Origin of the sequence: Polaromonas sp. AET17H-212, from assembly GCF_002379085.1 — a bacterium.
In the GTDB taxonomy this organism is placed as follows: Bacteria; Pseudomonadota; Gammaproteobacteria; order Burkholderiales; family Burkholderiaceae_C; genus Polaromonas.
On record NZ_NBZW01000003.1, the window covers coordinates 15894 to 28486 of the forward strand.

10 protein-coding genes are annotated in these 12593 nt (G+C 64.9%); 7 read left to right on the top strand and 3 right to left on the bottom strand.

The features are described 5' to 3' along the window. Nucleotides 1-12 precede the first annotated feature (12 nt). Nucleotides 13-1272, top strand: coding sequence for an alpha-hydroxyketone-type quorum-sensing autoinducer synthase (cqsA, locus tag B7G53_RS04120; RefSeq protein ID WP_096664586.1), 1260 nt, complete (start codon nt 13-15; stop codon nt 1270-1272). Nucleotides 1273-1294: 22 nt separating this feature from the next. Here cqsA and B7G53_RS04125 read toward each other — a convergent pair whose 3' ends face one another. Further along, on the bottom strand, nt 1295-2272 hold the full coding sequence (locus tag B7G53_RS04125) for a response regulator (protein WP_096663966.1): 978 nt from the start codon (nt 2270-2272) through the stop codon (nt 1295-1297). A gap of 20 nt (nt 2273-2292) precedes the next feature. After that, nucleotides 2293-3630 carry a sensor histidine kinase gene (locus B7G53_RS04130; RefSeq protein ID WP_096663969.1) on the bottom strand — a complete coding sequence of 446 codons (1338 nt, stop codon included), beginning with the start codon at nt 3628-3630 and terminating at the stop codon, nt 2293-2295. A gap of 99 nt (nt 3631-3729) precedes the next feature. Between B7G53_RS04130 and B7G53_RS04135 the strand changes: the two genes are divergently transcribed. Next, entirely contained in the window at nt 3730-4356 is a 627-nt protein-coding gene (locus B7G53_RS04135; protein WP_255249906.1) for a helix-turn-helix transcriptional regulator, read from the top strand. On the opposite strand, the gene B7G53_RS04140 is transcribed toward B7G53_RS04135, so the two are convergent. After that, nucleotides 4326-5798: an amidase gene (locus tag B7G53_RS04140; RefSeq protein WP_096663972.1), complete on the bottom strand. Its 1473-nt coding sequence runs from the start codon at nt 5796-5798 to the stop codon at nt 4326-4328. The genes B7G53_RS04135 and B7G53_RS04140 overlap by 31 nt on opposite strands. A 99-nt stretch (nt 5799-5897) precedes the next feature. On the opposite strand from B7G53_RS04140, the gene B7G53_RS04145 reads away from it, so the two are divergent. The 5 genes from B7G53_RS04145 to B7G53_RS04165 all read left to right on the top strand — a co-directional run bounded on the left by B7G53_RS04145 (nt 5898) and on the right by B7G53_RS04165 (nt 12567). After that, on the top strand, nt 5898-7481 hold the full coding sequence (locus B7G53_RS04145; protein WP_096663975.1) for an ABC transporter substrate-binding protein: 1584 nt from the start codon (nt 5898-5900) through the stop codon (nt 7479-7481). Nucleotides 7482-7578: 97 nt separating this feature from the next. Next, complete coding sequence (locus B7G53_RS04150) at nt 7579-8532, top strand: ABC transporter permease (RefSeq protein ID WP_096663978.1); 954 nt, start codon at nt 7579-7581, stop codon at nt 8530-8532. Continuing rightward, entirely contained in the window at nt 8532-9419 is an 888-nt protein-coding gene (locus B7G53_RS04155; RefSeq protein WP_096663980.1) for an ABC transporter permease, read from the top strand. The genes B7G53_RS04150 and B7G53_RS04155 overlap by 1 nt, the downstream gene beginning before the upstream one ends. Further along, complete coding sequence (locus B7G53_RS04160) at nt 9416-11062, top strand: dipeptide ABC transporter ATP-binding protein (protein WP_096663983.1); 1647 nt, start codon at nt 9416-9418, stop codon at nt 11060-11062. Before B7G53_RS04155 ends, B7G53_RS04160 begins: the two co-directional genes overlap by 4 nt. A gap of 5 nt (nt 11063-11067) precedes the next feature. After that, the gene (locus B7G53_RS04165; protein WP_096664592.1) at nt 11068-12567 is read left to right on the top strand and encodes a M81 family metallopeptidase; all 1500 of its coding nucleotides are present in this window, start codon (nt 11068-11070) and stop codon (nt 12565-12567) included. Nucleotides 12568-12593: the final 26 nt, after the last annotated feature.

Below are 12593 nucleotides of genomic sequence, written 5' to 3' on the forward strand. Positions count from 1 at the left end.
AAGGTAACCACCATGCACGCTCAACTTCTCGAAAAATCCCCCGCACAACTGGTAACAAAAGCAGTTGTCAACCCGGGCCTCTCTCCGCATCTGCAGCAGCGCATTGCGCGCGAATTCACGCCCCGCTGGCAACAGCAATGGGGTGGCAAGTTTGTCCTTCACGGCCGAACGGCCGGCCCCGATGCCGTTCGGCTGGACGGCAACGATTACCTCAGCGTGACCGGCCATCCCGACATCGTCAGCGCCCAGGTGGCAGCCCTGCGCAACGACCGGGAGTTCGTGATCCAGTCCGGCGTGTTTGTGCATGGCGAGCATCCCGCCCGGACACTGGAAAAAAACCTGGCCCAGTGGGTCGGCAAGGAAGACGGGTTTGTCTGCCAGTCCGGCTACGCGGCCAATGTGGGTTTGCTGCAGGCCATTGCCGATCCGCAAACCCCGGTCTACCTCGACACGCTGGCGCACACGTCGCTGTGGGAGGGCGCGCATGCGGCGCGCGCACCGGCGCATCCGTTTCGCCACAACGACCCGGCCCACCTGGACCGGGTGTTGTCACGGCACGGTCCGGGTGTGGTGGTGGTGGACTCGGTGTACAGCACCACCGGCGCCCTGTGTCCCCTGCGCGAGATGGTGGAAGTGGCCGAGCGCCACGGCTGCATGATTCTGGTGGACGAATCACATTCGCTCGGCACGCATGGACCCGGCGGCGCCGGGCTGTGCGCCGAACTCGGTCTGACGGACCGGGTGCATTTCATCACGGCCAGCCTGGCCAAGGCCTTTGCCGGGCGCGGTGGTTTTTTCACGGCGCCTGCAGAGCTGCGTTACTACATCCTCAGTTCCAGCTACCCCAATATCTTCAGCTCCTGCCTGCTATCCCACGAGATCGCCGGCCTGGGCGCCACACTCGCCGTGATCGGCAAACGCGACGAACAACGCCAGCGCCTGCGGGCCCATACGCTGAGGCTGCGCGGCAGCCTGTCGGACATGGGTTACCCGATCCATCAGGGCACGGAGCAGATCATTTCCCTGGAGGCCGGCACCGAACCTGACACCATGGTGCTGCGCGACCACCTGGAGGAACGCGGTGTTTTTGGTGCAGTGTTTTGTGCCCCGGCGACCAGCCGCAACCGGGCCATGGTGCGCCTGACCCTGCACGCTGGGCTGACCGATGCGGAGCTCAGCCACGTGGAGGCGGTCGCGTACGAGGTCGCGCCGCTGGTCAAGCCCTGGGACTGGCCGATTGCCCGCCGGGCGCGGACGGCTGAAACAAGTTAAGCCGCTGGAAGGTTCGGCAAGACTAGTCCCGCACAGTGCGCCGGCCGTGTTTTTTGAGCCAGTGTTTGTAACCGGTCAACCCCGGCGGACTGGCGGCCAACTCGACCGGAAACAGGGCACCCAGCAAGGTGCCATCGTGGCCAATGGAAAACGCCGGAACCAGGCGCGCGGGTCCGGGTTGCCCCAGGGCTTGCTGAAGCTCGAGGTCCACCAGGTGGCGGCCGGCCCGGATGTCGTCAGCGGCAGCCGTCTTCAGGCCCTGGGACTCTGCCAGCTCCGCCAGGTCGGCGAGGCCTGCGGCAGACTCCAGCTGCAGCCAGCTGGCGCGACCGTCCGCGCCCATGCCCAGGATGCCGAAGGGCTGGCCAATGACCACATGTTCGACCCAGTGGCTGCTGGCCAGACTGGTGAGCTGGCGCGCCACCGACGGCACCTGCAACAGGGCATGCTGGGGCTGGGTCAGCGCGGCCCGCCATATCTGGGAATGGCGGATTTGCGGCTGGGCCAGCATGCGCTGGATCACGGTGATCAGGTGCTGGGAGATGTCGACGGTCTGCTTGGCAATGAACTGGTCGATCAGCCCCCGGTTGAAGGCGCTCACCGCCACATGCTCGTCGGCCTGCCCGGTCAGCAGCACCCGGCCCCCTGGCCAGTCCGTCAACTCGCCCAGTGCCTGCAGGCCGTCCATGCCGGGCATGGCGTAGTCGAACACGCAGACCCTGGCCAGTCCGAAACGTTCGGTGTGGTTGGCCCAGTAGTTCAGGACCTGCGGAATCAGCGGGCTGCCTGCACGCCAGCGCTCGATCATCTCCTGCTGCGTCCATGCGTCGGCCTCCCACAGCGGCGGTTCCTGTTGCAGCTGGTTGATGCAGGTCTGCGGCCGCAGGAACAGCTTGACGTACCACTGGCGTGGCAGCACCATCGCCAGCATTTCGAGGTAGGCAGAGTCATCGTCAAGGAAAACGATGGCGCCCGGGCGATGAAACAAGGGAAAACTCATGGATGCGCGTATGGGTTGGGTTACCTGAGAACCGGAAGCTCGATGATGAAAATGGCGCCGCGCCCGGGCTCGGACTTCACCCGGATGGTGCCGCCGGCACTTTCCACGACCTGCTGGCAGAAAGCCAGCCCCAGTCCGTGACCGGTCCCCCGGTCGGTCGAGAAAAACGGCTCGAAGATGCGTGCCTGCAATTCCGGCGGAACCCCGGTGCCCTGGTCGGTGACGATGATGCGCCCATAACCATTGAGCACCCCGACCTCGATGCGCAGGTCACCGGGTTTGGCGGCCGAGCTGGTTGCCGCCAGCGCACGAAAGGCGTTTTTGAGCAGGTTGTTGATGACCTGCGCGAACAGCCGGTAGGACGATTCGAATGAAAAATCCTTGCGCAGCACCAGCACCACAGATTCGCGTTCGCGCGAATTGCGATACGGGTAGTCCTTGACCACGTTGCGCAGCAGCGCAGCGGCAGCCACGGATTCCCGGTGTGTCGGCAGGCGCAGCAGGCGTGCATTGGCGATCTGCGTGTCGATCTGCTGGTTCATGTTGCGCACCAGTGTATGCAGCCTGACCACCAGTTGGTCCAGCCGCTGGCCGCCGCCGGACTCCTTGATCTGCCGGCCTTCATTGCGCACGGCGTCGCCGATCAGCGACATCGTGGCCAGCGGCGTGCGCAATTCGTGCGCCATGATGCCCATGGTGGTCAGCGTGTGCTGCAGGTGCTCACGCCGCAGGTTGGCCGACGACAGCCCCAGCAGCAGGGCGCTGGCCCAGCTGAAGCCGATCACGACGGCGTTGATGGAAAACTGCTCCTGGCTCATGGGGGTCACCGCCGGACCAAACACCTGGAACAGCGCCCAGGCCAGCAGGGCCCCGCTGACCGTCCCCAGGGTGGCTGCACGCCAGTCGGTCACATGGTAATAAATCAGCACCATGGCGCAATAGCTGGCCAGCCAGACCGTGTTTCCGTTGTTGCAAAGATACATCCAGCTGAAAAAAACCGGCAGCTGGATCCAGAAAACCACAGAAAAAATTCGCGCCGAGAGCTTGCTGGAAGGATCGTTGGTGATGCTCTCCGAGATCAACAGCAAGCCCAGCGTGCCCATGACAGCGCGAAGCGCGGGGCTCTCGTAAGGCTGCGGCAGCCATTGTCCCCAGATCCACCCAAACAGGGGATGACCGACCAGCGTGAACAGCCCGAGCCAGCGCAGTCGCCAGCGCGACGGGTGCAAAATGAGAACCAGCTGCTCCTGAAGCAGTTCAGCCCTGATTCGCGCACACCACAGCCGCACCCACGCGCCGGGGCTGCTCCATAGCGTGTGAATCAATTGTTTGATCGTGGCGGGTACTCCGGAAGTCATGCGTAAATTTTCCAACATATCACAATACATTGTCACAGTTCCGGGGCTTAAATGACGATGCGGCCCCCTGTCAACTTTGACAGTATTGCGCTGGATAGCATGTTGAGTGACTGGATTTCTGCACTGCGCGAATTTTCCGTCGAGGCGGTGGTGGTGCTGAGCCCCGACCCGTTTGGCCAGCGGCAGGATCGGCTGGTGGCAGCGGTCCACCCGCCCCGCTTTTTCGACGCAGCGCTGGCGCTGGCAGAAAGCGAGGATTTCGGCGCGCCCTGGCGCGAGTCGGATGCATCCCTCGTGGCCTGGCAGCACATTGGCAAGGCAGAGTCCGGCAACACCAGCCGCTGGCGCCTGTTGTGGCTGGCCCTTGGTTTCCAGAGTGTGGTGCGGATCGAATTTCCGCTGCCGTCAGGACGGGCCTTCGAGTGTTTCATTTTCAGTCCACGCCAGTTCCACGACCGCGCCGAGGCTGCGGCGCTGGTCTGGTCGGCCCTCAATATCTGGCCCTTGTTCAAGCGCACCCTGGCCCAGGCCAGCAGTCCGCTGAGCCCGCGCGAGGGCGAATGCCTGGCGCTGGCCTTCGAAGGCTTGACGGCGCGCCAGACCGCTGAGCGCCTGCAGTGCGCCGAGCGGACCGTGAACTATCACCTGTCCAATGCCATGGCCAAACTCAAGGTGGACAACAAGATGTCGGCGATTCAGCGCGCCTGCTGGCTCGGGGTGATCTGAAGAATGTCCTGCGCCACACCTTCGTAGGCCTGCGCCAGTTGCAGCACGGCCCGGTCGCCGCGCGGTTTGCCGATCAGTTGCAGCCCCATCGGCAGGCCTTGCGGGCCGAAGCCTGCAGGCACGCTGATGCACGGCAGGCCGGCGAACGTGGCGTAAATCACCACTTCCATCCAGCGGTGATAGGTGTCCATGGGGTGGCCGTTGATCTGGCGGGGCCAGCGCTCGCCCGCATCAAACGGCCACACCTGCGCCGCAGGCAGGGCCAGAAAGTCATACCGCTCGAAGAGGGTGAGCATGTGCTGGTAAAACGCGGTGCGCTGCGCACTGGCCGCTGAAAAACCGCTGGCGCTCAGGCCCTGGGCCTGGTCGTATTCCCACAGCGCTTCCGGCTTGATCTTTGCCCGGTTGCTGTCCTGGACCAGAAATGGGGCAATGCGCGAGGCGACGAGGGCGCGCCGCCACACCAGCCAGGCTTGCCAGACCCGGTCGGCGGGTGTGCCCAGCGCCGTCGCCTCAACCGCACAGCCGAGCTGTTCGAAGCGCCGCAAGGACTGCTCGCAGGTGTCGATGATGCCGTGCTCCATCGGCAGATAGGCCTCGAGGTCGCCGAGCCAGCCAATCCGGACAGTTCGGGTGTCCGGCGCAGGCAAGGTCAAAAACTGGGCGCCATCTTCCGCAATCGACAGCGGCGAACGCGCATCCCAGCCGGCCTGGATGCTGAGCAGCCTGGCGACGTCCTCGACGGTGCGACCCATGGGCCCTTCGGTCCCGAGCTGGCTGAGGTAGACGTCCTGCACCGGCCACATCGGCACGCGGCCCTGGCTGGGCCGCAGGCCAAACACATTGTTCCAGGCGGCCGGGTTGCGCAGGCTGCCCATGAAGTCGCTGCCGTCGGCCACCGGCAGCATGCGTGTGGCCAGCGCCACCGCCGCACCGCCGCTGCTGCCACCCGCGCTTTTTGACGGGTCATACGCGTTGCGCGTGACGCCGAACACCTCATTGAAGGTGTGCGAACCCAGCCCGAACTCCGGTGTGTTGCTCTTGCCGATCACGATGCAGCCCGCGGCCTTCATGCGCGACGCCATGAGGCCGTCTTCCCGGGCGACAAACTCCCGCATCAGGGGTGAACCGAGGGTGGTGGGCAGGCCTTGCACGGCGGCCAGGTCCTTGATGGCCTGCGGCATGCCGTGCATCCAGCCCATGCTTCCCGTGCGCGACTTGCCGGGCGCCAGCTGCGTATCGCGTTCGTCGGCCTGTGCCAGCAGATGGTCCGTCTCCTGCAGGCTGACCAGCGCGTTATGGAGCGGGTTGACCTGGGCGATGCGGTCCAGGTAGGCCTGCATCACTTCGCGGCAGGAAACCCAGCGTGCATGGATGGCGCGCGACAGTTCGGTGGCGGTCCAGGCAGTGATGGGGTTGCCGGGCTGTGAGCTGTTTTTCATATGGCTTGAATATTGCATCAGAAGTGTGGTTACATTACAAAGCAGCTTTGTGATTGCTGCCTGACTGTCCCCAACTCTTGTTGCCAAGGAAAAATTGTCATGAAACGTCGCTCCCTTTTCACCCTGGCTGCTTCGGTGGCCCTGGTTTCCGGTTTGCTGTTGCCGCCCGCGGCCCAGGCCCAGGCAAAAACGCTCAAGGTCGTGCCGCATTCGAACATCACCATTCTGGACCCGATCTGGACCACCGCCTTTGTGACCCGCAATCACGGCTACATGATTTATGACACGCTGTTCGGGACCGACCTGGCGGGCAAGGTCAAGCCGCAGATGGTGGACACCTGGAGCGCTTCCAAGGACAACAAGGTCTGGACCTTCACGCTGCGGGACGGCCTGGAGTTCCACGACGGCAAACCCGTCACCAGCGAGGACGTGGTGGCATCGCTCAAGCGCTGGTCCAGCCGCGACAGTTTCGGCGGTGTCATGGCCAAAAGCCTGGCGAGTTACGAAACCCCCAATGCCAAGACCTTTGTCGTGAAGTTCAACCAGCCCTTTGGCGTGATGCTCGAGGCGCTGGGCAAACCCTCGTCGAACGTGCCCTTCATCATGCCTGCCCGCATTGCGGCCACGCCCGGTAGCGAGCAGATCAAGGAAAACATCGGCTCCGGCCCCTACAAGTTCGTCACGGCCGAGTACAAGCCGGGCGAGAAGCTGGTGTACGTCAAGAACGAGAAGTACAAGCCCCGCGCAGAAGCGCCGGACGGCACCACCGGCGGCAAGGTGGTGTACCTGGACCGGGTCGAGTGGATCATCATCCGCGATCCGCAGACGCAGTTCAATGCGCTGATTGCCGGCGAGGTCGACATCATCGAGCAGCCTGCCTTCGAGCAGTACGCCTCGCTGAAGGCCGCCAAGGATGTGCAGATTGTGGATGCCCAACCGGCCGGCCTGCAGTACATCTTCCGCTTCAACCACCTGCATGCCCCGTTTGACAACGTGAAGATCCGCCAGGCGGCCATGGTGGCCATGGGCCAGGAGGCTTTCCTGAAAACACAGGTGGGCGCGCCCGGCATGTACAAGTTCTGCAAGAGCATGTTCCCTTGCGGCACGCCTTATGCCAGCGACAACACCGGCATCTATACCGGCATGGCCAACCCGGCCAAGGCCAAGCAGATGCTGGCCGAGGCCGGCTACAAGGGCGAACCCATCGTGCTGATGCGGCCAACCGACTTGGCCTCGATAGCCAAGTTGCCGCTGGTCGCCAAGCAGCAGCTCGAAGCCGCCGGCTTCAAGGTGGACATGCAGCAGTCCGACTGGGCCACACTGCTGGCCCGCCGTGCCAAGAAGGATGCACCGGACAAGGGCGGCTGGAATGCCTTCATGACGGCCTGGACGGCCGGCGACATCCAGAATCCGCTGACCATGGCCATGCTCAATGCATCCGGCGACAAGGGCTGGTTTGGCTGGCAGGATGACAAGGTCATTGAAGACCTGAAGGTCAAGTTCGCCCAGGCCGGCACCGAAGCCGAGAAGAAAAAACTCGCCGAGCAGTTGCAGTTGCGTGCGATTGAGACCGCCAGCCACGTGCATCTTGGTCAATACAACAACCCGGCGGCTTTGCGCAGCAACATCAGCGGGCTCGTTCCAGGCGGTGCGCAGGTGTACTGGAACATCAAGAAAAACTGATCTAGCGGATCGGTCCGGCGATTTTCACCACAGGCCAGGCCGCGGCCCGGCCTGTGGATAGCCAGGCCTTGTTCCAGATTTTTATGCCCGTCCACCCATGCTGAGATTTCTGCTGCAGCGCCTGCTGGCGACCATCCCCGTCCTGTTGGTGGTGGCCGTCGTGGTGTTCCTGATCCTGCGGCTGACGCCCGGTGATCCGGCCGCCGTGATTGCGGGCAACAACTCGACCAACGAAGACATCGAGAAGATCCGCGAGACCCTGGGCTTGAGCAAACCCCTGCTGACCCAGTTCTGGATCTGGTTCAGCCATGTGCTGCAGGGGGACCTGGGTTACTCCTTTTATCTGAACAAACCCGTCACCGAGCTGATCGCCCAGCGGCTGGAGCCGACGCTCAGCCTGGCCGTGGGGACCCTGGTGCTGGCGGTGCTGGTGGCCGTGCCGCTGGGTACCATCGCCGCTTGGCGCATGGGGGGCTGGCTGGACCGGGTGCTGTCGGGTTTTTCGGTGGCCGGGTTTTCGATTCCGGTGTTTGTCACCGGTTATCTGCTGATTTACATCTTTGCGGTGCAACTCGAGTGGTTCCCCGTGCAGGGCTACCGCCGGCTGTTCGGCGCCGACGGGCAGGGCGTTTGGGCCTGGGCGCGCCAGCTGGCCTTGCCCTGGCTCACGCTGGCCATGATTTACGTGGCGCTGATTGCCCGTGTCACACGCGCCAGTGTCTCCGAGGCGCTGACCGAGGACTACATCCGCACGGCGCGCGCCAAGGGCCTGGCTGAATCGGCCGTGCTGATGCGTCATGCGCTGGCCAATGCGGCGGTGCCCATCGTCACCGTGATCGGCATCGGCGTCGCGCTGCTCATCGGCGGCGTGGTGGTCACGGAAACGGTTTATTCCATTCCCGGTCTCGGCTCGCTGACGGTGGACGCCGTGCTGAACCGCGACTTTCCGGTGATCCAGGGCCTGGTGCTGTTTTTCAGCCTGCTCTATGTGGGGGTCAACCTGCTGGTTGACGTGAGTTACCTGTTTCTCGACCCGAGGATCCGTTACTGATGCAGGTCTGGCAACTTCTTTCCCAGCGCCTCTGGCGCAACAGCGCCTTCCGCTTCGGCGTGCTGGTGCTGGGCGTGTTGCTGGCGCTGGCCGCGCTGGCGCCCTTTCTCGGCACGGTGGACCCGGCCGCCATGGACTCGGCCCATATCAACACCGCCGCCGGCGTGCGCGGCGAGTTTGCGCAGCTTGATGGCACGGTGGTGGCGCACACCTTCTGGATGGGCGCCGACAACTTCGGCCGCGACATTTTCAGCCGCGTGTTGTACGGCACCCGCACCTCGTTGCTGGTGGCGGCCTTCACCGCGGCGGTGGCGATTGGCGTGGGGGCGCTGCTGGGCATGCTGGCCGGCTACTTTCGCGCCGTGGATGCCGTGCTGATGCGTTTCATGGACGGGCTGATGGCCATCCCGGCCATTCTGCTGGCGATTGCGCTGGTGGCGGCGCTGGGCGCGCAACTGTGGACGGTGGTGGTGGCCATTGCCATTCCGGAAATTCCGCGTGTGACGCGCCTGGTGCGGGCCATGGTGCTGACCCTGCGCGAGGAACCGTTTGTGGAAGCCGCGCGGGCGCTGGCCACGCCAACGCCGGTGATTTTGTGGCGGCACATCCTGCCCAACGCCATGGCGCCGCTGATCGTGCAGGGCACTTTTGTGGCGGCGTCGGCCGTGTTGACCGAAGCCATCCTGAGTTTTCTCGGCCTGGGCCTGCCGGCCGACATCCCGACCTGGGGCAACATCATGGCCGAGGGCCGGGTGCAGTTCACCCAGTACCCGGGCAATGTGCTGTTTCCGGCGCTGTTCCTGGTGCCCACGGTGCTGGCCATCAACCTGCTGGGCGACGGATTGCGCGATGTGCTGGACCCGAAATTTTCAAAGCGCACCTCATGAGTGAGAGCACTTCCCCGGTTCTGGTCATCGACAGGCTGCACGTCGCCCTGCCGCCCGGCAGTGACCGGCCCTACGCAGTGGAAGACATCAGCCTGCGCATCCATCCCGGCAAGACCCTGTGTGTGGTCGGTGAATCGGGCTCTGGCAAGTCGGTCATGGCCACGGCCGTGATGGGCCTGCTGGCCCGCGAACTCCAGCCCGGTCCGGGCCGCATCGTGCTGCAGGGCGAGTCGCTGCTGGAAGCTTCGGACCAGCGGCTGCGCGCGTTGCGCGGTCAGGCCATGGGCATGGTGTTCCAGGAGCCGATGACCGCGCTGAACCCGGTCATGACTTGCGGCGACCAGATTGACGAACTGCTCAGGCAGCACACCGACTGGGGCGCGAAACGGCGCAGCGAGGCGGTGCTGGACATTCTGCGGCGCGTCAAGTTGCCGGAGCCCGAACGCATGGTGCGCAGCTACCCGCACCAGCTTTCGGGCGGGCAGCGCCAGCGCATCGTGATTGCCATGGCCGTCATCTTGCAGCCGGCCCTGCTGATCTGCGATGAACCGACCACGGCGCTGGACGTGACCACCCAGAAGGAAATCCTCCGGCTGATCGAGGAACTGCAGGCGGACCTGTCGGGTGGCCATCGCTGTGCCGTGCTCTTCATCACGCACGACATGGGGGTGGTGGCCGAGATTGCCGACGAGGTGCTGGTCATGCACCAGGGCCGGGCGGTCGAATACGGCACGCGCGAAGCGGTGCTGCAGTCGCCGCAGGCCGACTACACCAAGATGCTGCTGGCGGCCGTGCCCAGCATGACGCCGCCGCCGGCCCGGCCGGCGCCGCTGGGCGCGCCGCTGCTGCGCGGCCAGGACGTCAGCAAAACCTACAGCGCCCGCGACTGGCTGGGCCGCAGCCGGCTGACCCATGCGCTGAAGGCTGCCTCGGTGGCCGTGTCGGCTGGTGAAACTGTCGGCATTGTCGGCGAGTCCGGGTCGGGCAAGTCGACGCTGGCGCGCTGCCTGATCCGGCTGATCGATCCGACCGCTGGCCAGGTCTTGTGGCGCCAGAACGCAGGGGGCGGGGACGATGCCATGCTTGACGTGGCCCGCTTCAGCGAAGGCCGGCTCCGGCCCTTGCGCAGCCAGGTGCAGGTGGTGTTCCAGGACCCCAACCGCTCGCTCAACCCGCGCCGCAAGGTCGGTGATTCCATCATCGAAGGTGCTATGAATTTCGGAGCTACCCGCGAAGAAGCCATGGCGCTGGCGGCCAGTTTGCTGGACAAGGTCCGGTTGCCCGCCGAAGGCCTGCAGCGGTACCCCAGCCAGTTCTCGGGCGGGCAGCGCCAGCGCATCGCGATTGCCCGCGCGCTGGCCTGCCGGCCGCGTGTGCTGGTGGCCGACGAGGCGGTCAGCGCCCTCGACGTGAGTGTGCAGGCACAAATCCTGAGACTGCTGCGCGAGATCCAGACCGAGTTGGGCCTGGGCATGCTGTTCATCACCCATGACCTGCGCGTGGCGGCGCAGCTGTGCGACCGGGTGATCGTCATGCACCAGGGCGAAATTGTGGAAGAGGGCCCGACCACCGCGCTGTATGCGCGACCGCAACACGACTACACACGCCGGCTGTTCGCGGCCGCGCCGGGAGCCATATTTTGAAAAGCCTGAAAGTCCTCGTCGCTGGTTACCAGCATGAAACCAACACCTTTGCCCCCACCAAGGCCGACTGGGCGGCATTCAACCGGGGCGACTCCTTTCCCGCGTTCATCCATGGCCAGGCCATGCTGGACAAACTTGCCGGCATCAACATTCCCATCGGCGGCTTCATCGAGGCGGCGCGGACCATGGGGTGGCAACTTGTGCCCAGCAGCTGGTGCGGCGCCATTCCTTCGTCGTATGTGACCGAAGACGCGTTTGAGCGCATCAGCGCCTCCATCCTGGCCGATGTGCACCGGGGCGGTTTCGATGCGGTCTACCTGGACCTGCATGGCGCGGCGGTGGCCGAACATGTCGCCGATACCGAGGGCGAATTGCTGGCACGCATACGCCGCGTGGTGGGTGCCGACCTGCCCATCGTGGCGAGCCTGGACCTGCATGCCAATGTCACGCGGCGCATGCTGCAGGAGGCCGATGCGCTGGTGTCCTACCGCAGCTACCCCCACGTGGACATGGCCGCCACCGGCGAGCTGGCGGCGCAGTTGCTGGCGCGCCGGCTCAAGCTCGGGCGGCGCGAGCCGCTGCACTTCCGGCGCCTGCCTTTCCTGATTCCACTCAATGCACAGAGCACCTGGATGGAGCCGGCCAAAAGCATTTACGAAGAACTGCTGGACCTGGATCGCGACCTCGGCTCGGTGCTGAGTTTTTGCATGGCCTTCCCGGCGGCGGATTTTGCAGAGTGCGCGCCCATGGTCTGGGCCTATGGCGACCGTGCGCAGCAGGCGGTGCAGCGCTTTGGTGAGCGCGTGGCCGAACCGGCGCAGTGGCGGCTCACCACGCTGGACGCGGGCGATGCGGTGGCGCATGCCATGGCGCTGGCGGCGCGCAAGGGCACACCGGTGGTGATGGCCGATACGCAAGACAACCCGGGCGCCGGCGGCGACAGCAACACCACCGGGCTGTTGCACGCCCTGCTGCAGCAGGGCGCCGGGCGGCGCTTTCCCGGGCAGGTTGCGCTGGGCCTGATGTTTGACCCGGAGGCGGCCGCGATGGCGGTGGCGGCCGGCGTGGGTGCGACCATGACCACCACGCTGGGCAAGGCCGTCCCCACCTTCACTGGACACCGCAGTGACCCGCCGGTTTCCGGGACGTTCAAGGTGCGCGCGGTCCACGACGGCAAGGTCACGCTCAAGGGCGCGATGATGACCGGGCTCACCGTGCACCTCGGCCCCTGTGCCTGCCTGGAGATCGACGGCGTGCTGGTGGCCGTCAGCAGCGGCAAAAAACAGATGCTGGACCGCGAGTTGTTCCGCATGGTCGGCATCACGCCCGAGGCGATGAAAATTATCGTGGTCAAAAGCTCCAACCACTTCCGCGCGGACTTCACGCCGCTGGTGGAAAATGCGGCGACCGACATCCTGGTGGCCAAAGCCGCGGGGCCGATGGCGGCGGATCCGGCCGATCTGCCATGGAAAAACCTGCCCGACGCGATCCGGCGCCGCCCTTGAAGGCCGCCTCGCCCGGACCAAGCAAC

What these genes read in the sequence shown, in the direction of transcription:
- B7G53_RS04160 (WP_096663983.1), top strand. Translation starts at nt 9,416, where the DNA reads ATGAGTGAGAGCACTTCCCCGGTTCTGGTCATCGACAGGCTGCACGTC.
- cqsA (WP_096664586.1), top strand. Translation starts at nt 13, where the DNA reads ATGCACGCTCAACTTCTCGAAAAATCCCCCGCACAACTGGTAACAAAA.
- B7G53_RS04140 (WP_096663972.1), bottom strand. Translation starts at nt 5,798, where the DNA reads ATGAAAAACAGCTCACAGCCCGGCAACCCCATCACTGCCTGGACCGCC.
- B7G53_RS04135 (WP_255249906.1), top strand. Translation starts at nt 3,730, where the DNA reads ATGTTGAGTGACTGGATTTCTGCACTGCGCGAATTTTCCGTCGAGGCG.
- B7G53_RS04150 (WP_096663978.1), top strand. Translation starts at nt 7,579, where the DNA reads ATGCTGAGATTTCTGCTGCAGCGCCTGCTGGCGACCATCCCCGTCCTG.
- B7G53_RS04145 (WP_096663975.1), top strand. Translation starts at nt 5,898, where the DNA reads ATGAAACGTCGCTCCCTTTTCACCCTGGCTGCTTCGGTGGCCCTGGTT.
- B7G53_RS04130 (WP_096663969.1), bottom strand. Translation starts at nt 3,630, where the DNA reads ATGACTTCCGGAGTACCCGCCACGATCAAACAATTGATTCACACGCTA.
- B7G53_RS04155 (WP_096663980.1), top strand. Translation starts at nt 8,532, where the DNA reads ATGCAGGTCTGGCAACTTCTTTCCCAGCGCCTCTGGCGCAACAGCGCC.
- B7G53_RS04125 (WP_096663966.1), bottom strand. Translation starts at nt 2,272, where the DNA reads ATGAGTTTTCCCTTGTTTCATCGCCCGGGCGCCATCGTTTTCCTTGAC.